Below are 24,685 nucleotides of genomic sequence, written 5' to 3'. Positions count from 1 at the left end.
GCTGAGCCTGCCGCGCTCGACGGAGATGGTCGTCGCGATCCTCGCGGTGCTCAAGACGGGATCGGTGTACCTGCCGGTCGACCCCGGCCTTCCGGCAGCGCGGCGTGAGGCGATGCTGGCCGACGCCGACCCGGTGATCCTCGTGACCGGCACGGCCTATCTGTCCGATGTGGACACGTTTCCCGCCACGAATCCAGACGTGGCGATCCAGCCCGAGCAGGGCGCGTACATCATCTTCACCTCGGGGTCGACGGGCTTGCCCAAAGGAGTCGTCGTCGAGCACCGCCACCTGGTGAACCTGCTCTTCAACCACCGCAACGACTTCGTGGCCGACGCCGGTGGCGGGCGGCTCCGGGTGGCGCTGTCCGCGGTGTTCTCCTTCGACACCTCGTGGGAGGGCCCGGTCCTGTTGGCCGACGGCCACGAGCTGCACCTGCTGGAGGACTCCGTCCGGCTCGACGCCGACGCGCTGGTCTCCTACGTGCGGTCCCGGCGCGTCGACTTCCTCGACCTCACCCCGTCCTACGTGCAGCAGCTCGTCCCCGCAGGCCTGCTCTCCGGCGCGCACAAGCCCAAGATCCTCATGCTCGGCGGCGAGGCGCTGAGCGAATCCCTGTGGCGTGAGCTGGCTTCTGTTGACGGGACCGCGAGCTACAACTTCTACGGCCCCACAGAGGTCACCGTCGACGCCGTCTCCACGCGCGTTCGCGGCTCCCGCCCGGTGATCGGCCGCCCCCTGCGCAACCTCCAGGCCTACGTGCTGGACAGCCGCCTCCGGCCCGTGCCGCCCGGCGTCGCCGGTGAGCTGTACCTCGCCGGCGCCCAGGTCGCGCGCGGCTACCTCAACCGCCGCGGCCTGACCGCGTCGCGATTCGTGGCCAACCCCTTCGGCTCCGGCACGCGCATGTACGCCACCGGCGACCTCGTGCGCTGGACGGCCTCCGGGGAGCTTGAGTACCTCGGCCGCACCGACGACCAGGTCAAGATCCGCGGCTTCCGCATCGAACTCGGCGAGATCGAGGCCGCCCTCCGCTCCCACCCCTCCGTGGCTGAGGCCGTGGTCATCGCCCGCGAGGACACCCCCACCCAGAAACGCCTCGTCGCCTACGTGGTCCCCAACACCAACGCCTCCTTTGGTGCGTCTAACGCGCTGAACGACCCGTTCAGTGCGTTGGGAACCCCGAACGGGTCGTTTAGTGCGTTCAACGCGTCAAAGGAGCCGTTGGGGGTCGTTGTCGATGAGCTGCGGGCGCATGTGCGGGGGTCGCTGCCGGAGTACATGGTGCCGTCGGCGTTCGTGGTGCTCGACGAGATCCCGCTGACGAAGAACGGCAAGGTCGATCGTCGCGCGCTGCCCGCGCCGGAGTGGGACGGCGACGACTACGTGGCGCCGCGCACGGCGACCGAGGCGACGCTGGCGGAGATCTGGGCTAGCGCGCTCGGCGTGGAGCGCGTCGGCGTGCAGGACAACTTCTTCGGGCTCGGCGGCGACTCGATCCTGAGCATCCAGATCGTGTCGCGGGCGCGCAAGGCCGGGCTCAAGCTCGCGTCGCGGGACGTGTTCCTGCACCAGACGATCGCTGAGCTGGCCGTCGCGGTCACCCCTGCCGTCATCGCGGAGGTGGTGGACCGGCCGTCGTGGCCCGCGCCGCTGACGCCGATCCAGCACTGGTTCCTCGCCGAGCACGGTCCGATCGACCACTTCACCATGTCCGCGCTGATCGGGCTCGCGTCCGATGTGGACGAACACGCTCTCGAACAAGCTTTGAAGACGGTCGTCCAGCACCACGAAGCCCTGAGACTGCGGCTGAACGACCGCACTCAGTCTCCTGTGGACAGTGAGATCGTCTTGGAACGCGGCACCGAGCCGCTCGCCGCGCAGACCGGGCTCTCCCTGGAGAACGGACCGGTGATCAGGGCCGTTCTGCTGGACGGACCGAAGCTGTTCCTGACCGTGCACCACTTCGCCATGGACGGCGTGTCCTGGCGCATCCTGTTGCAGGACCTGGAAACCGCTTACGACCAGATCCGCGCGGGCTCCGCCCCGGAACTGGAGCCGGTCGGGACCTCCTTCGGTCAGTGGTCGCACGCACTGTCCGCGCACGTCGCTGACGGAGCGCTGGACGACGACCTGGCGTACTGGACGAGCCTGCCAACAAACGTCCCTCTACCGGTGGACCGCGACGGCCCGAACACGGCCGGCTCCACACGCAGCATTTCCCTTCGGCTCACCAAGGGCGAGACCGACGCGCTGCTGCACCACGTGCCTGGCGTGTACCGGACTCAGGTCAACGACGTGCTGCTCAGCGCGCTCGGCCGAGCCCTGTCGTGGTGGACGGGCGAGGGAACGGTGTCCGTGGCGCTGGAGGGCCATGGCCGCGAGGAGATCATCGACGGCATCGACCTCTCGCGCACGATCGGCTGGTTCACCACGCAGTTCCCCGTCGCGCTGAGCATGCCCGCCGAGGACTGGGGCACGGTGCTCAAGTCCGTCAAGGAACAGCTGCGCGCCGTGCCACACCGTGGCCTGAGCTTCGAGGCGTTGCGCTACCTCAAGGGTGGGCTCGACAAGCACGAGCTGCCCGGCGTGAGCTTCAACTACCACGGTCAGTTCGACGTGGGCTCGGACGGGCTCTTCCGCGAGCGCCACGACGCGGTCGGTCAGGACCTCGCGCCCACCGAGACACGCACGTTCCTGCTCGACGTCGCCGGAGTGGTGGAGAACGGCGAGCTGGAGCTGACCTGGATCTACTCGGAGAACGTGCATGACGAGCGCACGGTGCGCCGCGTCGCCGAGCAGACCGTGTCCGCGCTCAGGGAGATCGTCGTCCACTGTGGACGTTCCGGAGCCGGCGGGCGCACCCCGTCGGACTTCCCGCTGGCCAAGCTCACACAGCCGCAGGTGGACCGCATCGCGGGCACTGGCGCGAACGTCGAGGACATCTATCCCCTGACGCCTTTGCAGGCGGGAATGCTGTTCCATAGTCTCGTGGACTCGGCGTCCGGCGTGTACGTGGACCAGATCCGGCTGACGCTGGACGGCGTCTCCGACCCGCGTCTTCTCGGCGAAGCCTGGCAGACCGTGGTGGACCGCAACCCGATCCTGCGCAGCGGCGTGGTCTGGGAGGGTGTCGACGAGCCCGTCCAAGTCGTTCGCCGCGAGATCACGTTGCCGGTCAAGCACTTCGACTGGCGCGGACTGTCCGAAGAGGACCGCTCACTGGAACTCTCTCGGGTGCTTGCCGACGATCGTGCTGAGGGAATGGACCTCAACGCGGACGTGCTCATGCGCGTGGCAATCGCGCGCTACACCGATGACCGCGTTCTGTTGATCTGGTCCTCGCACCACGTGCTGCTCGACGGCTGGAGCACCGCGCAGGTCTTCGGCGAGGTCTGCGATGTGTACGCGGGCAAGCGCACGCCGCCCGCGCGCCGCCCTTTCCGCGACTATCTTCGGTGGCTCGACGCGCAGTCCACGTCGGCGGCGGCTGAGCACTGGCGCGGCGTACTGGAGGGCTTCGAGTCCCCGACTCCGCTCCCCTACGACCGCCAGCCCACCGAGGCCCACCGCGCCGAGGGCACTTCGGCTGTGCGCGTGTCGCTGTCGGCGGAGGAGTCCGCGCGGCTGCGCACCATCGCGCAGAGCAACGGTCTCACGGTCAACACCGTCGTCTCCGGCGCATGGGCGCTGCTGCTGTCGCGGTGCAGCGACTCCCGCGATGTGACCTTCGGCAGCACGGTTTCGGGTCGGCCGGACGAGCTTGTCGGCGTTGAGTCGATGGTCGGCATGTTCATCAACACCGTGCCGACTCGGACCACCGTGGACAGTGCGCGGAACACCGCCGAGTGGCTCCGCTCGCTCCAGGCTTCGCAGAGTGAGTCGCGCCGCTACGACTACGTTTCCCTTGCGCAGCTTCAGGGCTACGTCGGCGGCACCACCCTCTTCGACAGCGTGCTGGTCTTCGAGAACTATCCCTTCGAGGAGAACACGGGCGAAGGCGTTCGCGTCGCCAATGTGTCCGCATTGGACACCACGAACCTGCCCCTGACGCTGACCGCGCACCTCGTCGACCGGTTGAACTTCGACCTCGCCTACGATCCGCGACTGTTCGACGCTTCGACGGCTGAGCGCATCGCGGGCTGGCTGCGGATGCTGCTGTGCGAGATCGCCGAGGACGCCAACCGTCCGCTGGCCTCGCTCAGCTGGCTCTCCGCCGACGAGCGCCAGCGTGTGTTGACGGCGTGGAACGACACCACGTGGGAGACCCCGTCGGCGTTGTTCCCGGCGGTGTTCGAGCACCAGGCTGCCCTGACGCCGGACGCCACCGCCGTGGTCATCCGTGACTCTCAGCTCACGTACTGTGAGCTGAACGAGCGCGCGAACCGCCTGGCGCACAAGCTGATCTCGATGGGTGCCGGACCGGAGAAGGTCATCGGACTCCGGTTGCCGCGCACTGCCGACATGATCGTCGGCATCCTGGGCGTGCTCAAGGCGGGCGCGGTGCACCTGCCACTCGACCGCGAGCTTCCTGCTGAGCGTCTGGAATTCCTGCTCTCCGACGCCGCGCCCACGCTCGTGCTCTCCGAGCTGCCCGACTCCTCCGATCAGCCGTCAAGCAATCCCGGTGTCGTGATCGGCCCGGACAACGCCGCGTACGTCATCTACACCTCGGGTTCCACCGGCAAGCCCAAGGGTGTCGTTGTCTCCCACGGCAACCTCGCGACCCTCTACCACGGGCACGCTCGCGACCTCATCGCTCCGTTGGCGGAGTCGGGCCGCGTGAAGGCTGCTGTCACGGCGGTGTTCTCGTTCGACACCTCGTGGGAAGGCCCGATCTTCCTTGCCGCAGGCCAGGAACTGCACATCATCGATGACGATCTCCGCCTCGATCCCCCTGCCCTGGTCGACTACGTGTCCACGCACGGCATCGACTTCATGGACCTCACGCCGTCCTACGCCCAGCAACTGATCGCGGCGGGCCTACTGCGCTCCGGCCTGCGCACGCTGATGCTCGGTGGCGAGGCCACGAACGCGCCGCTGTGGCAGGAAGTTCGCGAGTCGGAGGTCACCGGCTACAACTACTACGGCCCCACTGAGACCACAGTGGACGCTGTTTTCGCGCCTCTGGCCTCGCATTCTGAGCCCGTCATCGGTTCGCCGATCCGCAACGTCCGCGCTTACGTGCTGGACTCCGCGCTGCGCCCGGTTCCGCCGTGCGTGCCGGGTGAGCTGTACCTCGCCGGGCCGCAGGTCGCGCGCGGCTACCTCGCCCGGCCCGGGCTGACCGCTTCCCGGTTCGTCGCGAACCCCTTCGAGCCCGGCGTTCGCATGTACGCCACCGGGGACCGCGTCCGCTGGACCTCCGCTGGCGCTTTGGAGTACCTGGGCCGCACCGACAGCCAGGTCAAGGTGCGCGGCTTCCGCATCGAGCTCGGCGAGATCGAGGCCGCCCTCCTCGCCCACCCGTCGGTGAGCGAGGCCGCCGTCATCGCGCGCGCCAACCGCCTCATCGCCTACACCGTCTCCACCGCCACCGACCTGCGCGAACACCTCGCGCGGAGCCTCCCGGAGTACATGGTTCCGTCGACGTTCGTCGTGCTCGACGCGATGCCGCTCTCGCCCAGCGGCAAGATCGATCGGCGGGCGCTACCGGATGTCGAGGTGCAGTCGGACACGGTCTACGTCGAGCCTCGCAACGAGACCGAGCAGGTCATCGCGGACGCGTGGGCCGAGGTGCTCGGTGTGGAGCGGGTCGGCGCGGAGGACAACTTCTTCGCCCTCGGCGGCGACTCCATCCTGAGCATCCGCGTGATCTCCAAACTTCGCGAAGCCTTCGGCGTGCACCTGTCCCCGCGCGCGGTCTTCCGCAACCCCACGGTCGCCGGGCTGGCCGCCGCGCTGCCGAAGACCAAGGCCGCAGCAATCCCCGTCGTCAACCGGACCGAAGACGGCCGCGCGCCGCAGTCCTTTGCGCAGCAGAGGTTGTGGTTCCTCGACCAGTTCGAGCCCGACAGCACGGACTACATCACGCCGACCGCTCTCCGCCTGCGCGGCAAGCTCGACGTTGACGCCCTCAACAGCGCCCTGACCACGCTCGTCGCGCGCCACGAGTCCCTGCGCACGGTCTTCGACGACGGCGTGCAGATCGTCAGGCCGCCCTTCGAGATCAGCGTGCCGGTGCAGGACATCGCCGCCGGAGAGCTCGAAGCGATCCTCACCGAGGAGAACAGCACCCCGTTCGATCTCCGCAACGGGCCGCTGATCCGCACGCGGTTGCTCCGCCTCGCGGCCGACGAGCACGTGCTCCTCGTTGTGCTGCACCACATCATCACCGACGGCTGGTCCACGGCCGTGCTCACCGACGAGCTGAGCAGCTTGTACGCGGGCCGCGACCTGCCCGAGCTGCCGTTGCAGTACGTCGACTTCACGCAGTGGCAGCGCGAGCAGCTGTCCGCGCCGATGGTGGCCGACCAGCTCGACTTCTGGAAGCAGCAGCTGACCGGCGTCGAACCCCTTGACCTGCCGACTGATCACGTTCGTCCCGCCGTGCGCGGTGCGGCCGGGGCGATGTACGAGTTCGTGGTTCCCGCCGAGGTGCTCGCGCGGCTCAAGCAGCTCGGCACGGCGCAGGACGGCACGCTGTTCATGACGCTGCTCGCCGCGTGCAAGGTGTTGTTCGCCCGCTACTCCGGGCAGGACGACATCGCCGTTGGCACCGTCGCCTCCGGCCGTGAGCGCGCCGAGCTGGAGCGCGTGATCGGCTTCTTCATCAACACGCTCGTTCTGCGGTCCACTGTGGACCTTTCAAGCACGTTCACCGGATTCCTCAGCGAAGTCCGCCGCACGGTGCTGGACTCCTTCGCCCGCCAGGACGTTCCGTTCGAACGCGTGGTCGACGCGCTCCAGCCCGACCGCGACCCGAGCCGCAACCCGCTGTTCGACGTGATGGTGCTGCTGCAGAACACCGCGAGCGAGGTCCCCGATCTCGCTGGGCTCGACGTTTCGCAGGTGCAGCTGCCGGTCGTGACATCCACGTGCGACATCACCGTGGAGTTCCAGGAAGCCGGTCCTGTCCTGCTCGGTGCGATCGAGTACAGCACCGAGCTGTTCGACGAGCCGACGATCGCGCGGCTCACCGAGCACCTCATCGTGCTGCTGACCGCGATCGCCGCCGACCCGGACCGCGCGCTCTCCGCCCTGCCGTTGACCACCGAGGCGGAGCGCACGCGTGTCCTGACCACGTGGAACGACACGGGCTTCGACGTGCCCGCGTCGACCTTCCCCGCGATGTTCCAGGCGCAGGCAGCGCGCACACCGAACGCCACCGCGCTGGTGTTCGAGGAGCAGCGCTATACCTTCGGCGAGCTGGACGCTCTGACCACCCGCCTCGCGCACCGGCTCATCGCTGACGGCGCGGGCCCGGAGAAGATCGTCGCGCTGCGCCTTCCGCGCTCGGCGGACATGGTGATCGCGATCCTCGCGGTGCTCAAGGCGGGCGCGGCCTACCTGCCGATCGACCCGAAGCTGCCCGCCGAGCGCATCGACTTCATGCTCTCCGACGCCCGCCCCGCGCTCGTGCTGACGTCGCTCCCGTCCACTGTGGACCCGATGGAGGAGCTTCCCGAACCGCTTCCCTCGCATGCCGCCTACGTCATTTACACCTCCGGCTCCACTGGCACGCCGAAGGGTGTCGTCGTCGCGCACGCGGGCCTGGTGAACCTGCTCGTCAGCCACCGCAACGACTTCGTCGCCGATGCGGGCGGCGAGCGCCTGCGCGTCGCGTTGTCGGCCGTGTTCTCCTTCGACACCTCACTCGAAGGCTTGGTGCTGCTCGCCGACGGCCACGAGCTGCATGTGATCTCCGACGCGGTCCGCATGGAGCCGCACCTGTTCACGGAGTACGTCCAGCAGCACGAGATCGACTTCCTGGACCTCACCTCCTCCTACGCGCAGCAGCTCATCCCGGCGGGCTTGCTCTCCGGCTCGCACAAGCCGAAGGTCCTGTCGCTCGGCGGAGAGGCGGTCAGCGAACCGCTGTGGCGCGAGCTGTCCACTGTGGACACAACCGCGACGTACAACTACTACGGCCCGACAGAGGTCACCGTCGACTCGGTGTCCACGCGTCTGACCGGTTCTCGCCCCGTGATCGGCCGCCCGCTGCGCAACCTCCAGGCTTACGTGCTGGACGCCGCGCTGCGCCCCGCCCCGATCGGCGTGCCCGGCGAGCTGTACCTGTCCGGTGTTCAGCTGGCGCGCGGCTACCTCAACCGTCCGGGCCTGACCGCGTCACGCTTCGTCGCCAACCCGTTCGAGACCGGTGCTCGCATGTACGCCACCGGCGACCGCGTCCGCTGGACCGGCTCCGGCGTGCTCGAATACCTCGGCCGCACCGACAACCAGGTCAAGATCCGCGGCCACCGCATCGAACTCGGCGAGATCGAGACCGCCCTCCTCGCCCACCCCTCCGTCGGCTCCGCCGCAGTCCTCGCCCGCGGCAACCGCCTCATCGCCTACGTCGCCCCCACCACCAACGCCTCCTTTGGTGCGTCTAACGCGCTGAACGACCCGTTCAGTGCGTTGGAAGCCCCGAACGGGTCGTTTAGTGCGTTCAACGCGTCAAAGGAGCCGTTGGGGATCGTTGTCGACGAGCTGCGCGAACGTCTTGGGGAGCGGCTGCCGGAGTACATGGTGCCGGGCGCCTTCGTCGTGCTGGACGCGATGCCGTTGACGCCCAGCGGGAAGATCGATCGGCGGGCGCTGCCCGATGTGGAGGCGCAGTCGGATGCGGGCTTCGTCGCGCCGAAGGCCGGAGTTGAGGCGCAGCTGGCCGCGATCTGGGGCGACGTGCTCGGCGTGGAGCGGGTCGGAGCGCGGGACAACTTCTTCGCGCTCGGTGGCGACTCGATCCTGAGCATGCAGGTCGTCTCGCGCGCGCGGCAGGCCGGCTTGCGGATCACCTCGAAGGACATCTTCCTCCGGCAGACCGTCGCCGAACTCGCGGTCGGCGTCACCCCCGACGCGGTGGTCGAGCGCGTCGACGAAGTGATCACTGGGCCGGTGCCGCTGACGCCGATCCAGCGGTGGTTCTTCGCCACGCAGGACCCGGCGAAGCACTACACGATGTCCATGCACGTCTCGCTCGACCCCGATGTCGACGAGAGCGCCCTGAGGACCGCGCTGAACTCCGTTGCACAGCACCATGAAGCACTGCGCAGCAAGTTCGACGGGCTGAGCCAGGACCTCGGCGAGGACTACGACGTCCTGTCCATCGGCGACGACGCCTACGCCGTTCAGTCCACAATGGACGTCCACACTGGACAGCTGTTCCAGGCGATCCTGTTCCGTGAACCGGTGCCGCGTCTGTTCATTGCGGCGCACCACCTCGTGATCGACGGCGTGTCCTGGCGAATCCTGTTGGAGGACTTGGAAACCGCCTATTCCCAGGCGTCCCTGGGCAAGCCGATCGACCTTGGCGTCAAGAGCACGAGCTTCCGCAGCTGGGCCAAGCGCCTCGCCGACCACGTCCAGAGTGGACGCCTTGACGACGCGCTCGCCTACTGGTCGGCGCTGCCCACCGCTGAGGCGATTCCGGTCGACCACAGCGGTGGTAACACGGTCAGCTCGGCGCGCAGCGTCTCCGTCAGCCTCACCAAGGCCGAGACGGATGCGTTGCTGCACAACGTTCCCGGTGTCTACCGGACGCAGGTCAACGACGTTCTGCTGAGCGCGCTCGGGCGAGCCGTCGCGGACTGGACGGGCTCCGGTACCGCGCGGATCGCACTGGAGGGGCACGGCCGAGAAGAGATCATCGACGGGGTCGACCTCTCGCGGACGGTCGGCTGGTTCACGAGCCAGTTCCCGCTCGCGCTGGCCGTGCCGAGCGGCGACTGGGGCACGGTGCTCAAGTCCGTCAAGGAACAGCTCCGCGCGGTCCCCCATCGCGGCCTCAGCTTCGAGGCGCTGCGCTACCTGCGCAGCGAGCTGGACGGGCACGACCTGCCTGAGATCTGCTTCAACTACCACGGCTCGTTCGACATCGGCGGCGAGGACGCGAGCGGCCTGATCCGGGCTCGCTGCGAGGAGATCGGCCAGAACCAGCCCGACGACGCCGAGCGCGGGCACCTGCTCGACGTCACCGGCGGCGTCGAGGACGGCGTGCTCCAGCTGGACTGGGAGTACTCCGCCGAGGTCCACGACGAAGCCACCGTGCGCAGGCTCGCCGAGGCGACGACGCAGGCGCTCCGCGAGATCATCGAGCACTGCTCCCAGCCCGGCGTCGGTGGCTGCACGCCGTCGGACTTCCCGCTGGCGAAGCTCACCCAGGCGCAGGTCGACGCGATCGGTGACGCCGAGGACATCTACCCGCTGACGCCTTTGCAGGCGGGAATGTTGTTCCACACCTTGGTGGACACCGACACCACCGCCTACTTCAACCAGACCAGGATGCGGCTGTCCGGCGTCTCCGACCCGCGCAGGCTCGGCGAGGCGTGGCAGCGCGTGGTCGACCGCACGCCAATCCTGCGCACGTCCGTGGTGTGGCAGGGAGTCGACGAGCCGGTGCAGGTCGTGCACCCCGACGTGGTGCTGCCGATCAGCTACTCCACTGTGGACACTGAGGCCGATCGCGAAGCTGGCATGGACATGTCCGTCGCGCCGCTGATGCGGTTGACGATCGGGCGCGTCTCCGACGACGAGGTCGACCTGTTGTGGACCTCGCACCACATCCTGCTCGACGGCTGGAGCACCTCGCAGGTCTTCGGCGAGGTCATGGAGGCGTACGTCGGCAAGCCCTCCCCCGAGCCGAGGCGGCCGTTCTCCGACTACCTCCGCTGGCTCGGCGAGCAGTCTCCGGACGCCGCGACCGAGCACTGGCGCGGTGTGCTGGCAGGCTTCGAGAACCCGACGCCGCTGCCGTTCGACCGCGCACCGGTGGACGCGCACCGCTCGGAGTCCTCGGCCTCGGTGCAGCTGGACGTGCGGGCCGACAAGCTCAACGCGGTCGCGCGCTCCGGCGGCCTGACCGTGAACACGCTGGTCCAGGGTGCGTGGGCATTGCTGCTGGCCCGGTACAGCGGCGAACAGGACGTGGTGTTCGGCACGACGGTCTCCGGACGCCCGGCCGAGCTTCCCGGGGTCGAGTCGATCGTGGGCATGTTCATCAACACCGTGCCGACGCGGGTTCGCGTGCGGGACAACGAGAACGCGCTGGCGTGGCTGCGGTCGTTGCAGGTGGAGCAGAGCGACTCGCGCCGGTTCGACTTCGTCTCGCTCGCGCAGTTGCAGAACATCGTCGGCGGAGCGCGGCTCTTCGACAGCATGCTGGCGTTCGAGAACTACCCGATGGGCGACGACAGCCTTGAGGGCGCTCCGAAGCTCGGTGCGGCAGAGGGCTTGGACACCACCAACTTCCCGCTCAGCGTCGCGGCCTACCTGGACGACGACAACCCCGTGCTACGGGTGGAGCTGGCCTACGACCCGAAGCTGTTCGATTCGTCCACTATGGACACTCTCGCGGCACGGCTGGAGATTCTGCTGACCGCGATCGCGGAGAACCCGGATCGCCCGCTCGGCGAGCTGCCGTGGGTTTCGGTCGCCGACCGGGAACGAGTTCTGATCGAGTGGAACTCCACCGCTCACGAGGTTGCTCCCGCAACGTTCCCGGAGCTGTTCCGCGCTCAGGTCGCACGGACGCCGTCCGCCGCAGCCGTGCTCGGTGACACCGTTCTGTCCTATTCGGACCTGAACACCCGCGCGAACCGCTTGGCCCACAAGCTGATCGCGCTGGGTGCTGGGCCGGAGGAGCTGATCGCGCTTGTCCTGCCTCGCTCCGTGGACATCATCGTGGCGCAGCTCGCGGTGATGAAGACCGGCGCGGCCTACCTGCCGATCGACCCGGACTACCCGGCCGAGCGCATCGCGTTCATGCTGGAGGACTCCCGTCCGATGGTCGTGCTGAGGGATCTGCTCGACATCTCTGATGACGAGAGCGATCCGGTGGTTGACCTGCGGCCGTCGAACACCGCCTACGTGATCTACACATCGGGCTCCACGGGGAAGCCCAAAGGCGTCGCGGTCTCACACGCGGGGCTGGCCAGCTTCGCTTCCGCCGAGGTCTCACACTTCGAGGTTTCGCCCGGCGACCGCGTGCTGGAGTTCTCCTCGCCGAGCTTCGACGCGTCCGTGCTGGAGCTGTGCATGGCGCTCACCTCGGGCGCCGCGCTCGTCGTGCCGCCGCCCGGCCCGCTGCTCGGCGACCAGCTCGCGTCCGTGATCAACACGCACGGCGTGACCCACGCGCTGATCCCACCGGTCGCACTGGCCACTGTGGACAGTGAGCTGCCTTCGCTGCGCACCTTGGTCGTCGGCGGCGACGCGTGCTCGGCCGACCTGGTCGCGCGCTGGGCTCCCGGCCGTCGCATGATCAACGCCTACGGTCCTACTGAGGCGACCGTTGTGTCGACGTGGAGTTCTCCGCTCGTTCCCGGCGCTGTTCCCGCGATCGGTGGCCCGATCCGCAACACCCGCGCTTACGTGCTGGACTCGGCGCTGCGCCCCGTGCCGTCCGGCGTCGCCGGTGAGCTGTACGTGGCCGGAGTCGGCCTCGCGCGCGGCTACCTCGCCCGCCCCGGCCTGACCTCGTCCCGGTTCGTCGCCAACCCCTTCGACGCGCCCGGTTCGCGGATGTACCGCACCGGCGACGTCGTGCGCTGGTCGACCTCCGGCGAACTGCACTTCGTCGGCCGAGTCGACGAGCAGGTCAAGATCCGCGGCTTCCGCATCGAACTCGGCGAGATCGAGACCGCCCTCCTCACCCACCCCTCCGTGGCTCGCGCCGCGGTGATCGCCCGCGAGGACACCCCCGGGCTCAAACGCCTCGTCGCCTACGTGGTCCCCAACATCAACGCCTCCTTTGACGCGTCTAACGCACTGAACGACCCGTTCAGCGCGCTCAACGCACCAAACGGGTCGTTCAGGGCTCCCAACGCGTCAAAGGGGGCGTTGGGGATCGTTGTCGATGAGCTTCGGGAGCACCTTGCGGAGCGGTTGCCGGAGTACATGGTGCCGTCGGCGTTCGTGGAGTTGAGCGAGCTGCCGATGACGGCGAACGGGAAGTTGGACCGCAAGGCCCTGCCCGCGCCGGAGTGGGAGGCGACCGACGGGGTGGCGCCGCGCACGGACGACGAGCGCACGATGGCTGGCATCTGGGCCGAGGTGCTGGGTGGCTCGGTCAGCGTGCACGACAACTTCTTCACCCTCGGCGGCGACTCGATCCTGAGCATCCGCGTGGCGGCTCGCGTGCGCGCGGCGTTCGGCATGGAGATCTCGCCGCGCGAGCTGTTCACGGCCCCGACGGTCGCGGAGCTGACTGCGGCGATCACTGGGCAGAGCGCGGCGGAGGCGATCCCCGTCGTGCCGCGTGACGGTGATCTCGCGTTGTCGTTCGCGCAGCAGCGGTTGTGGTTCCTCAACGACTTCGACCCGGACAACACGGAGTACCTGACGCCGCTCGCCGTCCGCCTGCGCGGCGACCTCGACGTGGCCGCGTTGAGCCGCGCGATGTCACACCTGATCGCCAGGCACGAGTCGTTGCGCACGACCTTCGAAGCCGTCGACGGGCATGGTGTTCAGCGCATCCACGCGGCTGTGCCGATCCGAATTCCGGTGATCGACACGAAGGACCTGGACGCGGCGCTGGCTGAGGAGAGCACGAAACCGTTCGACCTCAAGACCGGGCCATTGCTGCGCGCGACGGTGTTCCGGACCGGGCCGAAGGAGCACGTGCTCGCGCTGAGCATGCACCACATCGTCACCGACGGCTGGTCCGCCGGAGTGATCATGGGTGACCTGGCCGAGCTGTACCGGTCAGAGCTGCTGGGCGTGCGGCCGGAGCTGCCGGAGCTGCCCGTGCAGTACGCCGACTTCGCCGCGTGGCAGCGGAGCCGGACCGAGGTGCTGGACACGCAGCTCGGGTACTGGAAGGACAAGCTCGACGGCGTCGCACCGCTGGAGCTGCCGACCGATCGCCCACGCCCCGCCGTGCACACCACCACCGGCGGCAACGTGGAGTTCGCCGTACCCGCGGTCGTGGCCGACAAGCTCCGAGACCTCGCGCGACGGCAGGACGGCACGCTGTTCATGGCACTCGTGGCCGCGTGCAAGGTGTTGTTCCACCGCTGGTCCGGCCAGCGCGACGTCGCAGTGGGCACGGTCGCCTCTGGCCGTGAGCGCGCCGAACTGGAGCGGCTGGTCGGGTTCTTCGTCAACACCCTCACGCTGCGGTCCACTGTGGATACTCAACGGACGTTCACGGAGTTCCTCAGTGACGTGAAGACGACGGTGCTCGACGCCTTCGCCAACCAGGAGGTGCCGTTCGAGCGCGTGGTCGACGCCGTGCAGCCCGACCGCGACACCAGCAGGACGCCGCTGTTCCAGACCATGGTGGTGCTGCAGAACGTGCCGGGCCACAGCGAAGGCTTGATCGGCTTGGAGGCGGAGGACGTCGAGCTGCCGGTGACGACGGCAAGCTTCGACCTCACGGTGGAGTTCTACGAACCCGACCTCACCGGTGTGATCAACTACAACGCGGACCTGTTCGACCACGCCACGGTCCAGCGGCTGGCCGACCAGCTCTCCGTTGTGCTGCACGGCATCGCGACCAACCCCGAGCGGCCGTTGTCGCAGCTGCCCGTGCTCACCGAGGGCGAAGAGCACCGCGTGATCACCGAGTGGAACGACACCGCGCGGGAGATCAAGGAAGCGACGTTCGCGGAGCTGGTGCAGGCCCAGGTCGCCAGGACACCCGACGAGCCCGCGCTGGTCCACGACGGCGGCTCACTGAGCTACGCCGAGCTGAACGCGCGCGCCAACCGCTTGGCTCGCGTGCTCGTCAGCCGTGGTGCTGGCCCGGAGCGGATCGTCGCGATCGCACTGCCGCGCTCGGTGGACATCATCGTGGCTGAGCTGGCAGTCGCGAAGACCGGCGCGGCGTTCCTGCCCGTCGACCCGGCGTATCCGGCCGAGCGGATCGACTTCATGCTTGACGACGCGAAGCCCGTGCTCGTCCTCCGTGAACTCCCAGACTCGTCCACTATGGACGATTCGAACCTGGATGTCGTGGTGAGCACGGAGAACGCGGCCTACGTGATCTACACGTCGGGTTCCACCGGACGCCCGAAGGGGGTTGTGGTCTCGCACAAGGGGCTCGCGAGCTTCGCCGCCGCCGAGGCCGAACGCTTCGACGTGCGGGCGGGCGATCGCGTGCTGGAGTTCTCTTCCCCCAGCTTCGACGCCTCCGTGCTGGAGCTGTGCATGGCATTGCCGACGGGCGCCGCGCTCGTCGTCCCGCCACCCGGCCCCCTGCTCGGCGACCAGCTCGCCGAGGTGATCAACACGCACGGTGTGACCCACGCGTTGATCCCGCCGGTCGCACTGGCCACTGTGGACGATGAGCTGTCGTCCTTGCGCAGCCTGGTGGTCGGCGGTGACGCGTGCTCGGCCGAGCTGACCGCGAAGTGGGCTCCCGGCCGTCGGATGATCAACGCCTACGGCCCCACCGAGTCCACAGTGGTCACGACGTGGAGTCAGCCGCTGGTTCCCGGAGCGCACCCGCCCATCGGCCGCCCGATCCCCAACACCCGGGTCTACGTGCTCGACGCGGCGCTCAACCCGGTGCCCGTCGGCGTTCCCGGTGAGCTGTACGTCGCAGGAGTCGGCCTCGCGCGCGGCTACCTCGCCCGGCCCGGCCTCACCGCAGAACGGTTCGTCGCCAACCCCTTCGAAGGCGCGGGCTCGCGGATGTACCGCACCGGCGACGTCGTCCGCTGGACCTTGTCCGGAGAGCTGCACTTCGTCGGCCGAGCGGATGAGCAGGTCAAGATCCGCGGCTTCCGCATCGAACTAGGCGAGATCGAAACCGCGCTCCTCGCCCACCCCGGCATCACCCAGGCCGCGGTCGTCGCCCTGGCCAACCGCCTCGTCGCCTACGTGGTCCCCAACATCAACGCCTCCTTTGACGCGTCTAACGCACTGAACGACCCGTTCAGCGCGCTCAACGCACCAAACGGGTCGTTCAGGGCTCCCAACGCGTCAAAGGGGCCGTTGGGGGTCAGTGTCGGAGAGCTTCGGGAGCACCTCGCGGAGCGGTTGCCGGAGTACATGGTGCCGTCGGCGTTCGTGGAGCTGGACGCGATCCCGATGACCTCGAACGGCAAGCTCGACCGCAAGGCGTTGCCGGAGCCGGACTTCAGCGCCGCGCAGGCGGAGTACGTCGCGCCGCGCACTCCGGTCGAGCAGGCGCTGGCCGAGATCTGGGCCGACGTGCTCGGCCTGGAGCGGGTCGGCGTGGAGGACAACTTCTTCAGCCTCGGCGGTGACTCGATCCTGAGCATCCAGGTCTCCTCGCGGGCCAGGCAGTCCGGACTCCGGCTGGCCACCAAGGAGCTGTTCCTGCACCAGACGATCAGCGCGCTCGCGCCGCACGTCACGACCGCGCAGGACGAAGCCGACCGCGCGGCCGTGGTGGGCGAGGTCCCGCTGACGCCGATCCAGCACTGGTTCTTCGGCTCGGACCGCGTGAACCCGCACCACTTCAACCAGTCCCATTTCGTGGAGCTGGCGGAGCGGCCCGACGTGGACGCGCTGCGCCGAGCCCTCACTGCGTTGATGGAGCAGCACGACGCGCTGCGCATGCGCTTCGAGCAGCGCGACGGTCAGTGGCACCAGCACAACGCGGACGTCGCACCGGTTGACGTCCTCACACTGTCCACAGAGGACGATGTGGAGGCGGTCGCCGACGAGGTGCACGCGAGCTTCGACCTGGGCACCGGGCCGCTGTTCAAGGCGGTGCTGTTCAACCACGAGAGGCTCTTCCTCGTCGCGCACCACCTCGTCGTGGACGGCGTGTCGTGGCGCATCCTGCTCGACGACCTCGACCGCGCCTACCAGCAGGCGGCGCGCGGCGAGAAGATCGATCTGGGCGGCAAGACCACGTCGTTCCGCGACTGGTCGAAGCAGCTCTCCGCGCACGTCGCGGACGGCGGCCTCGACCACGAGCGCGACTACTGGGCCTCTGCGACGGCCACCGCCGACCTGCCCGTCAAGCAGGGTGAGCCGGGCTCGGTCCCGGTGCTGCTCAGCCCCGAGGACACCGAGGCCCTGCTGCGCGGAGCGCCGACCGCCTACCGCACGCGCATCAACGACGTGCTGCTCGCGGCGTTGGCGTGGGCGCTGTCCCGGTGGACCGGCGAGGACCGCGTTTCCGTTGCGCTGGAAGGACATGGCCGAGAGGACGTGCTCGACGGAGTCGATCTGAGCAGCACGGTCGGCTGGTTCACCACGATGTACCCGGTCGCGTTGACCGTGCCCGACGGGGGCTGGCGCGAGCTGGTCAAGTCGGTCCGCAAGCAGCTGCGCAAGGTGCCGGGCAACGGCTTCGGCTACGGCGCGCTGCGTTACCTGGGCGGCCTGCCGGAGGGCGGCCCGGCTCCGAAGATCTCCTTCAACTACCTGGGCCAGTTCGATTCCAAGGCCCAGGACACCGAGCACAGCCTCTACCGCGCGGCGCTGCCGTCGATCGGCGCCGACCAGGACCCACGAGACAGCGCGGGCCACCTGGTCGACGTGGTCGGCGAGGTGACGGACGGAGTGCTCGGCTTCTCCTGGTACTGCCACGACGTGGAGTCCGTCTCGCGCGTGGCCGCCGACTTCGAGGCCGCACTGCGCGGTATCGCCGAGGACTGCCGATGACCACCACCGTTCCCCTGTCCCGCAACAGGAACTACACGATCCTGTGGACCAGCCAGGCGCTGGCCGAGGTCGGCTTCAGCGCGACCTCGTTCGCGTTCCCGCTGCTGGCGCTGCTGATCACCGGCTCGCCCGTGGTGGCGGGCGCGATCGTCGCGGTGGAGTCGCTCGGCCAGGTGCTGGTCGGCCTGCCCGCCGGGGCGCTGGTCGACCGGTGGGACCGCAAGAAGGTCATGGTGTGGTGCGAGGCGGCCCAGGCGGTCTCGCTCGGCAGCCTGGTCGCGGTCCTGTTCTGGGGCACCGTGACCGTGCCGCACCTCGTGGTCGTCGCGGCGGTGATGGGCATCTGCCGCGCGCTGTTCGAGCCCGCCGAGGACGCGTGCCTGCCGAACCTCGTCGCGGAGAGCCAGCTGTCCACGGCGATCGGTCTCAACGCGGCACGCAGCGCGCTCGGTGACTCCGGCGGCAAGGCGCTCGGCGGTGTCCTCTACGGCCTGAACAGGGCTTTCCCGTTCCTGCTCGACATGATCACGCACGTCATCGGGTTCGTCGCGCTGCTGTTCCTGCGCGTTCCACCGCGCGAGCGCGTCAAGCCCGAGAACCCGCATCTTGGTCGCGAGATCGCGGAGGGGCTGCGGTGGGTGTGGCAGCGCAAGGAGATCCGCGTGACCACGATCTGCGCGGCCGTGCTGAACATGTTCTTCGCGGGCTTCTACCTGGTGGTCCTGGTTCTGGCGCACGGAAGGGGAATCCCCGAGGCGGAACTGGGGTTCATGGCCGCGATGCTCGGTGTCGGCGGGATCGTGGGCTCGCTGTTCGCGCCCGCGCTGTGCGAGCGGCTGAGCCCGTACCTGTCGATCGTCGGCGTGTTCTGGGGCGTGACGGTGCTGACCCCGCTGACGCTGCTGTTCGACAACGGCTACCTGATCGGTGTCCTCTTCGGACTGATGGCTCTGCTCGCGCCGACCGCGAACACCACGATCAGCACGCACCAGATGCTGATCACCCCGGACGAGCTGCGCGGCAGGCTGGGCAGCGTGCTGACGCTCGTGGTCGGTGCCGCGTTCGGCGTCGGCTCGCTCGCCGGCGGTCAGCTCGCCGCTTCGCTGCCGCCCGTCGCGGCCGTGCTCACCTGCACGGGAGGGATCGCGGTGGTCACGCTCCTGGTGACGCTGAACCCGACTCTGCGCCGCTATCCCGCGAACCGTCCCGAACAGCTTTGAGGTCGTCGCACAGCAGCGTGGACTTGTCGATCGCGCCCGTGCGGTAGGCGGCGCGCCCGAGGAACTGCGAGAGCACCGGCGCGGTCAGCACCTGGAACAGCGCGACCAGCGCCAGGCCGACCGCGTACGACGGCGGAAGCTGCAACGCCGTGCCCGAGAGGATCAGCAGTAAACCGAGCGTCTGCGGCTTGGTCGCGGCTTGCAGGCGGCTGGGCACGTCCGGCAGGCGCAGCATGCCCAGCGCGCCGAGCACGCAGAACAGCGCGCCGCCGAGCAGGAGGACGGAGGAGATCACGTTCGTCACCGGTGGTCCTTCCTGTCCTCGATGAGCCGGACCGCGCCGATCGAGCCGAGGAAGCCCAGCAGCGTGATCGCCAGCAGCAGCGCGATGTTCATCCCCCGCCCGGACTCCGCCATCTCGACGGCGACCCCGCAGGCGATGAGCACCACCAGCACGTCCACAGCGAGGATGCGGTCCAGCGTCCTCGGCCCGCGCGCGAGCCGGACCAGCGTCAGCACTCCGGCCAGCACCAGCAGCCCGAAGGTGATCGTGAAGACAGTGCTCATCCCGGTTCTCCAAACGCCTTGATCACCCGGCGTTGCAGGCCGAGCACGTCCTCCCGCGCGCGGTCCACCTCCGCGTCCGAACGCACCCCGAGCGCGTAGACGTAGAAGATCCGCTCGCGCCGGTCCAGCTGGAGCACGAACTTGCCCGGCCCCAGCGACAGCAGGTTCGCGGCCGTGGCGATCACGTAGTCCTCGTCGGAGAGGACCGGGACCGCGATGACCGCCGCGCGCACCTTCCGCCCGTAGCGCAGCGCCTCCCACGCGACCCTGATCCCGGAGGTCACCAGGTCGGCCAGCAGGAACAACCCGAGCCGGAGCAGGCGGTGCGGGCGCCGCAGCATCCGCGAGCGCACCGGCGGCAGCGGGTAGAGCACCAGCACGCCCACCGCCACCACGCAGCCGAGCAGCACCAGCCCCAGGTCGACCGAACCCCACAGCATCAGCCACACCACGACGAGCCACACGAACGTCGAGATCATCGGGCGGCTCCCAGAACGGCTTCGCGGTAGGACTTCCCGTCGATCAGGTCGTTCGCCGCGCGCCCGCTGATCCCGGCCAGCGGTCCCGCGAAGACCGCGATCGCCACCCCCACGGCAACCAGCGCCGCTGTCGCGGAGACCATGCCGCGCGAGGTGTTGCCGGTGCCCACGGTGACCTCGTCGGTCGGATCGGGGTCCTCGTACGGCGGTCGGGTCTTGCCCCAGAACGCGCCGACCCAGATCTTGGTCACCGCGTACAGGCTGAGCAGGCTCGTCAGCACAGCCGCACCGGTGACCAGGTAGGCGGTGAAGGTGGCCGACTCCGCGCCCGCCCGCAGCAACGCGATCTTCGCGACGAAGCCGGAGAACGGCGGCACCCCGGCCAGGCTCAGCGCCGGGATCGCGAACAGCACCGCGACCAGCGGATAGGCCGTGGCCACACCGGACATCGCGCGCAGCGACACCGTCCCGGTGTGCCGGGTGATCAGACCGCCGACGAGGAACAGCGACGCCTGCACGGTGATGTGGTGCACCACGTAGAGGATCACGCCGGTCAGCCCGATCTCGGTGTAGAGCGCGAGCCCGAACAGCATGTAGCCGATGTGGCTGACCAGCAGGAAGGACATCATCCGGTTGATGTCGTTCTGCGCCAGCGCCCCCAGCGCTCCGACGATCATCGTCAGCAGCGCGGTCACCAGCAGCAGCGTCCAGATCGCCTCGCTGGTGAAGATCAGCGTCTGGGTCCGGATCAGCGCGTACACGCCGACCTTGGTGAGCAGTCCGGCGAAGACGGCGGTGACCGGCGCGGGCGCGGTGGGATAGCTGTCCGGCAGCCAGAAGTGCAGTGGCACCAACGCCGCCTTGATGCCGAACACCACCACGGTGAACAGCCCGAGGCTGGTCCGGATGCCCGGCGGCAGCTGCGCGACCTTGTCCGCGAGGTCGGCCAGGTTCACCGTGCCGGTGGCCGCGTACACAAGCGCGGTCATCGTGATGAACAGCAGCGAGGAGGTCAGGCTGACGATCACGTAGGTCATGCTCGCGCGCACGCGCTGCGCCGTGGTGCGCCTGGTGATCAGCACGTAGGACGCCGACAGCATGATCTCGAAGCCGACGAACAGCGTGAACAGGTCGCCGGTGACGTAGCAGAGCGCAACACCCGCGCACAGCACCAAGTACATGGGGTGGAAGGTGTTCGACGCCGTTCCCCGGCCGTAGTCGGTGATGCGCTGGCCGATCGAGAACACCAGCACGGCCAGCGTCACCACGGCCGAGACGAGCAGCAGCAACGCCGAGAGCCGGTCGGCGACCAGGGTGATCCCGATCGGCGGGCTGTAGCCGCCCATGCGCAGCACCGCCGGGCCCGCGCGGTCGACGTGCGCGAGCAGCACCGACGCGTCGACCACGATCGCCGAGAGCACGATCACGCCGAGCACGCGCTGCACGCGCGGGAAGGTGTTGAACGCCAACGACAACGCGGCGGCGAGCAGGGGAAGCAGGACGGGCAGCGCGACCAGGATGCTCACGGGGCGGCCTCCTGCACGAGGTCGTTGCGCTCGGCGGTGGTGCCGACGCGGCGGTCCTCGACGTCGTCCTGCACCTCGTCGTGCCCGAGCAGCACGAAGGAGCGGAAGGCCAGCGCCAGCAGGAACGTGGTCAGCGCGAAGGTGATCACGATCGCGGTCAGCGCCATCGCCTGCGGGAGCGGATCGACCATCGCTTCCGGCGCCGACAGTCCGGCGAACGGCGGCACTCCGGGCGGCCCACCCGCGACCTGGAGGAACAGGTTGGCGCCATGGCCGAGGATGACGATGCCCAGGATCACCCGCATCAGCGAGCGCTGCATCAGCAGGTAGAAGCCGACGGAGTAGAGCCCGGCGAGCAGGACCGCCATGGTGATGTTGATCGTCACTGGTCCTCCTCCAGGCTCACGCCGAGCGTGCCGAGCAGGTCGACCACCACGCCCACGATCAGCAGGTAGACGCCCACGTCCAGGAACAGGCTGGTGGCGAGCTTGACCGGCCCGAGCTGCCACACGTCGGTGGTGAGCACCGGCAGCCCGAACAGCGTCGGCACGAGCGCGGTGATCACCGCGATGCTCAGCCCGGTGCCGATCACCACCGGCGGGCGCACCCGGACCACGGCGCTCAGCTCGACCTTGCCGCCCGCGAGGTAGCGCAGCACGAACGCCAGCCCGGCGACGAGCCCGCCGGTGAAGCCGCCGCCGCTGTTGTTGTGCCCGGCGAAGAGCAGGTACACCGACAGCACGAGCACCGTCGGGAAGACGATCCGCGCGCACACCTCCAGCAGCAGCGAGCGCGGCCAGCCGTTGCAGTCCCGCTCGGTGAGCAGCCACCGCTCGCGCGGGGCGTCCCACTCCCACCACGGTCCCCTGTCGCTCATCGGTCCGCCTTCCGCCTGGCCCGGTGCGAGGCCAGGATCAGGCTCGCCGCCCCGGTCGCCGCGACCGCCAGCACCGCGATCTCGCCGACCGTGTCGAAGGCGCGGAAGTCCACGATGATCGCGTTCACCACGTTGCTCGCGCCCGCGTCCTCCTGCGCGCGCTGGATGTACTCCACGCTCGCCTCGGGCAGGCCGTCCCGGTTGGCGGAGAACAGCACCGCCAGCACCGCGACGAAGGTCCCGGCCACGCACGCCACGACCGCCTTCACCCACCTGCCCTCGCTGAGCGGGCGCCGGTCCTCGCTGAACCTCGGCGGCATCCTGCGGAGCACGAAGACGAACACCACCAACGTCAGCGACTCCACCAGGAACTGCGCGAGCGCGAGGTCCGGGCCGCCGTCCACCAGGAACAGCGCACCGATCCCGTAGCCGATCACGCCGGTCACCAGGACGGCGGTCAGCCTGCGCCGCGCCAGCACCGCGAGTCCGGCCGCGACGAGCACCACGATGGCGAGAGGCACCTGCATCCACGAGTCGAACCACTGCATGCGCGGCAGCGGAGCCACTCCGGCCAGCAGTCCCGCGCCCGGCACCACGACCGCGACCATCAGGATCACGCCGAGGTAGACCGGCACCGAACCGGCCTGCAACCGGCCGGTGACCCCGCGCGCCACGCTGTCCAGCGCCATCACCACGCGGTCGTAGCCGGTCTGCGCGTGCACCGCCTCCGGCAGCCAGCCCGCGCGCCCGGTGGCGAAGCGGTACACCAGCCAACCGCCGCCGAGCACCACCGCGGACAGCAGCAGCGGCAGCGTGAAACCGTGCCACAGAGCCAGTCCGTACGGCTCGGCGACGGGGTAGGCCGAGGCGTAGCCCGCGATCACCGGTTCCACGATCCCCGGCGCGAAGGCGAGCACGAGCCCGGCCAGCGCGGGGATCGCCACCGGCGCGGCGAGCGCGGCACCGGGCCCTTCACTGTCCACAAGGGACACTCCGGGCCTCGTGCCGAAAGCGCCGACGAGGAACCGCAGGCTGTAGGCGACGGTCAGCGCCGAGCCGAGCACCAGGACGACGAGCACGAGCGGCTCGGCCTGGAGCGCCTGGAACGCGGCCTCCTTGCCGACGAAGCCCAGCAGCGGTGGCGCTCCGGCCATCGACGCGGCCGCGAGCACGACGAACCCGGTGAACACCGGCCACCGCCTGCCCAGCCCGGACAGCTCGCGGACGTCCCTGGTCCCGGTGAGCTTGTCGATCACGCCGACCGCGAGGAACAACGCGGACTTGAACAACCCGTGCGCCAGCACCATCGTGGCGCCCGCGACGGCCGCGACGTGCTCGCCGACGCCCAGCAGCACGATCAGGAACCCGAGCTGGCTGACCGTGCCGAAGGCCAGCAGTTTCTTCAGGTCGTGCTCGCGCAGCGCCCTGACGCCGCCGAGCACCATCGTCCACAAACCCAGTACCACCAACGGGATCCACCACGCGGGCAGCTCCGCGAAGCCGGGCGCGAACCGGGCGACGAGGTACACACCGGCCTTCACCATGGCGGCGGCGTGCAGGTAGGCGCTGACCGGCGTCGGCGCGACCATCGCGGCGGGCAGCCACGGGTGGAAGGGCACCTGGGCGGACTTCGTCAGCGCTCCGACGAGCAGCAGGACCACGGCGACCTCGACCACAGCGCCGGAGGGCGGGTAGGCCACGATCGCGGAGATCCGGAACGAGCCCGCCGCCGTGCCGAGCAGGATCAGCCCCAGCAGCATCGTCAGCCCGCCGAAGCCGGTGACCAGCAGCGCCTGCGTCGCCGAGCGGCGCGCAAGCTTGGTCAGCCCCGCCCCGCCGACCAGCAGGAACGAGCACACGGTGGTGAACTCCCAGAACACGTACAGGGAGAACACGTCGTCGGCGGTGACCAAGCCGAGCATCGACCCAGCGAAGACCACCAGCAGCGAGGAGTTGCGCCCGATGCCTTCTGGCGGGGTGTAGGCCGCGTAGTAGACGAAGACCAGCGCGCCGACCCCGGACACCAGGACGATCATCAGCAGCGAGAGCGGGTCCAGCCGCAGCGTCAGGTCGAGCCCGATCGACGGCGCCCAGCTCAGCGTCTCCGTCGGCGGCGATCCATTGAGGACGGTCGCCGACCACGACAGCGCCGTCACGAGCGCGGCGGCCGGGGGCAGCGCGGCGAGCACGAACGCGGCCCTGCCCCAGCGCGCCGCGACGGCGGGAAGCAGTGCGGCTACGAGAAAGTGGACGGCGATCAGAATCAGCAC

The 24,685-nt window shown here is 69.2% G+C and carries 9 protein-coding genes (1 of these 9 only partly in view); 2 read left to right on the top strand and 7 right to left on the bottom strand.

What is annotated here, in order from left to right:
- Positions 1-17,746 carry the 3' portion of a non-ribosomal peptide synthase/polyketide synthase gene (locus tag ABD798_RS34155; protein WP_344884660.1) on the top strand. 1,604 nt of this gene lie to the left of the window's left edge, so the window shows 17,746 of its 19,350 coding nt (coding positions 1,605-19,350); its start codon lies beyond the left edge, outside the window; the stop codon is at positions 17,744-17,746.
- Positions 17,743-18,966, top strand: a complete 1,224-nt coding sequence (locus tag ABD798_RS34150) for an MFS transporter (RefSeq protein ID WP_344884657.1) — start codon at positions 17,743-17,745, stop codon at positions 18,964-18,966. Before ABD798_RS34155 ends, ABD798_RS34150 begins: the two co-directional genes overlap by 4 nt.
- Here ABD798_RS34150 and mnhG read toward each other — a convergent pair.
- Genes mnhG through mbhE form a run of 7 tightly spaced genes read right to left on the bottom strand, consistent with a single transcriptional unit; the run spans position 18,899 to position 24,685 of the window.
- Positions 18,899-19,270, bottom strand: a complete 372-nt coding sequence (mnhG, locus tag ABD798_RS34145) for a monovalent cation/H(+) antiporter subunit G (protein WP_344884654.1) — start codon at positions 19,268-19,270, stop codon at positions 18,899-18,901. The genes ABD798_RS34150 and mnhG overlap by 68 nt on opposite strands.
- A complete protein-coding gene (locus ABD798_RS34140) occupies positions 19,267-19,533 on the bottom strand; it encodes an MrpF/PhaF family protein (RefSeq protein ID WP_344884651.1) in 267 nt (88 codons plus the stop codon). Before ABD798_RS34140 ends, mnhG begins: the two co-directional genes overlap by 4 nt.
- Positions 19,530-20,012, bottom strand: a complete 483-nt coding sequence (locus ABD798_RS34135) for a Na+/H+ antiporter subunit E (RefSeq protein WP_344884648.1) — start codon at positions 20,010-20,012, stop codon at positions 19,530-19,532. The genes ABD798_RS34140 and ABD798_RS34135 overlap by 4 nt, the downstream gene beginning before the upstream one ends.
- Positions 20,009-21,538, bottom strand: a complete 1,530-nt coding sequence (locus ABD798_RS34130) for a Na+/H+ antiporter subunit D (RefSeq protein WP_344884645.1) — start codon at positions 21,536-21,538, stop codon at positions 20,009-20,011. Before ABD798_RS34130 ends, ABD798_RS34135 begins: the two co-directional genes overlap by 4 nt.
- Positions 21,535-21,924 (bottom strand): Na(+)/H(+) antiporter subunit C, encoded by a 390-nt coding sequence (locus tag ABD798_RS34125; RefSeq protein WP_344884643.1) that lies wholly within the window; start codon positions 21,922-21,924, stop codon positions 21,535-21,537. Before ABD798_RS34125 ends, ABD798_RS34130 begins: the two co-directional genes overlap by 4 nt.
- Positions 21,921-22,415 carry an MnhB domain-containing protein gene (locus tag ABD798_RS34120; RefSeq protein WP_344884640.1) on the bottom strand — a complete coding sequence of 165 codons (495 nt, stop codon included), beginning with the start codon at positions 22,413-22,415 and terminating at the stop codon, positions 21,921-21,923. Before ABD798_RS34120 ends, ABD798_RS34125 begins: the two co-directional genes overlap by 4 nt.
- Entirely contained in the window at positions 22,412-24,685 is a 2,274-nt protein-coding gene (gene mbhE / locus ABD798_RS34115) for a hydrogen gas-evolving membrane-bound hydrogenase subunit E (protein ID WP_344884637.1), read from the bottom strand. Before mbhE ends, ABD798_RS34120 begins: the two co-directional genes overlap by 4 nt.

It is taken from the genome of Allokutzneria multivorans (genome assembly GCF_039537405.1).
Classification (GTDB): domain Bacteria; phylum Actinomycetota; class Actinomycetes; order Mycobacteriales; family Pseudonocardiaceae; genus Allokutzneria; species Allokutzneria multivorans.
Note: the sequence above shows the minus strand (reverse complement) of the source record. Positions and strands in the feature narration are given on the sequence as shown.

Excerpts from the sequence above, each read along its gene's own strand:
- ABD798_RS34150 (WP_344884657.1), top strand. The coding sequence starts at position 17,743 with ATGACCACCACCGTTCCCCTGTCCCGCAACAGGAACTACACGATCCTG.
- ABD798_RS34120 (WP_344884640.1), bottom strand. The coding sequence starts at position 22,415 with ATGAGCGACAGGGGACCGTGGTGGGAGTGGGACGCCCCGCGCGAGCGG.
- ABD798_RS34135 (WP_344884648.1), bottom strand. The coding sequence starts at position 20,012 with ATGATCTCGACGTTCGTGTGGCTCGTCGTGGTGTGGCTGATGCTGTGG.
- ABD798_RS34140 (WP_344884651.1), bottom strand. The coding sequence starts at position 19,533 with ATGAGCACTGTCTTCACGATCACCTTCGGGCTGCTGGTGCTGGCCGGA.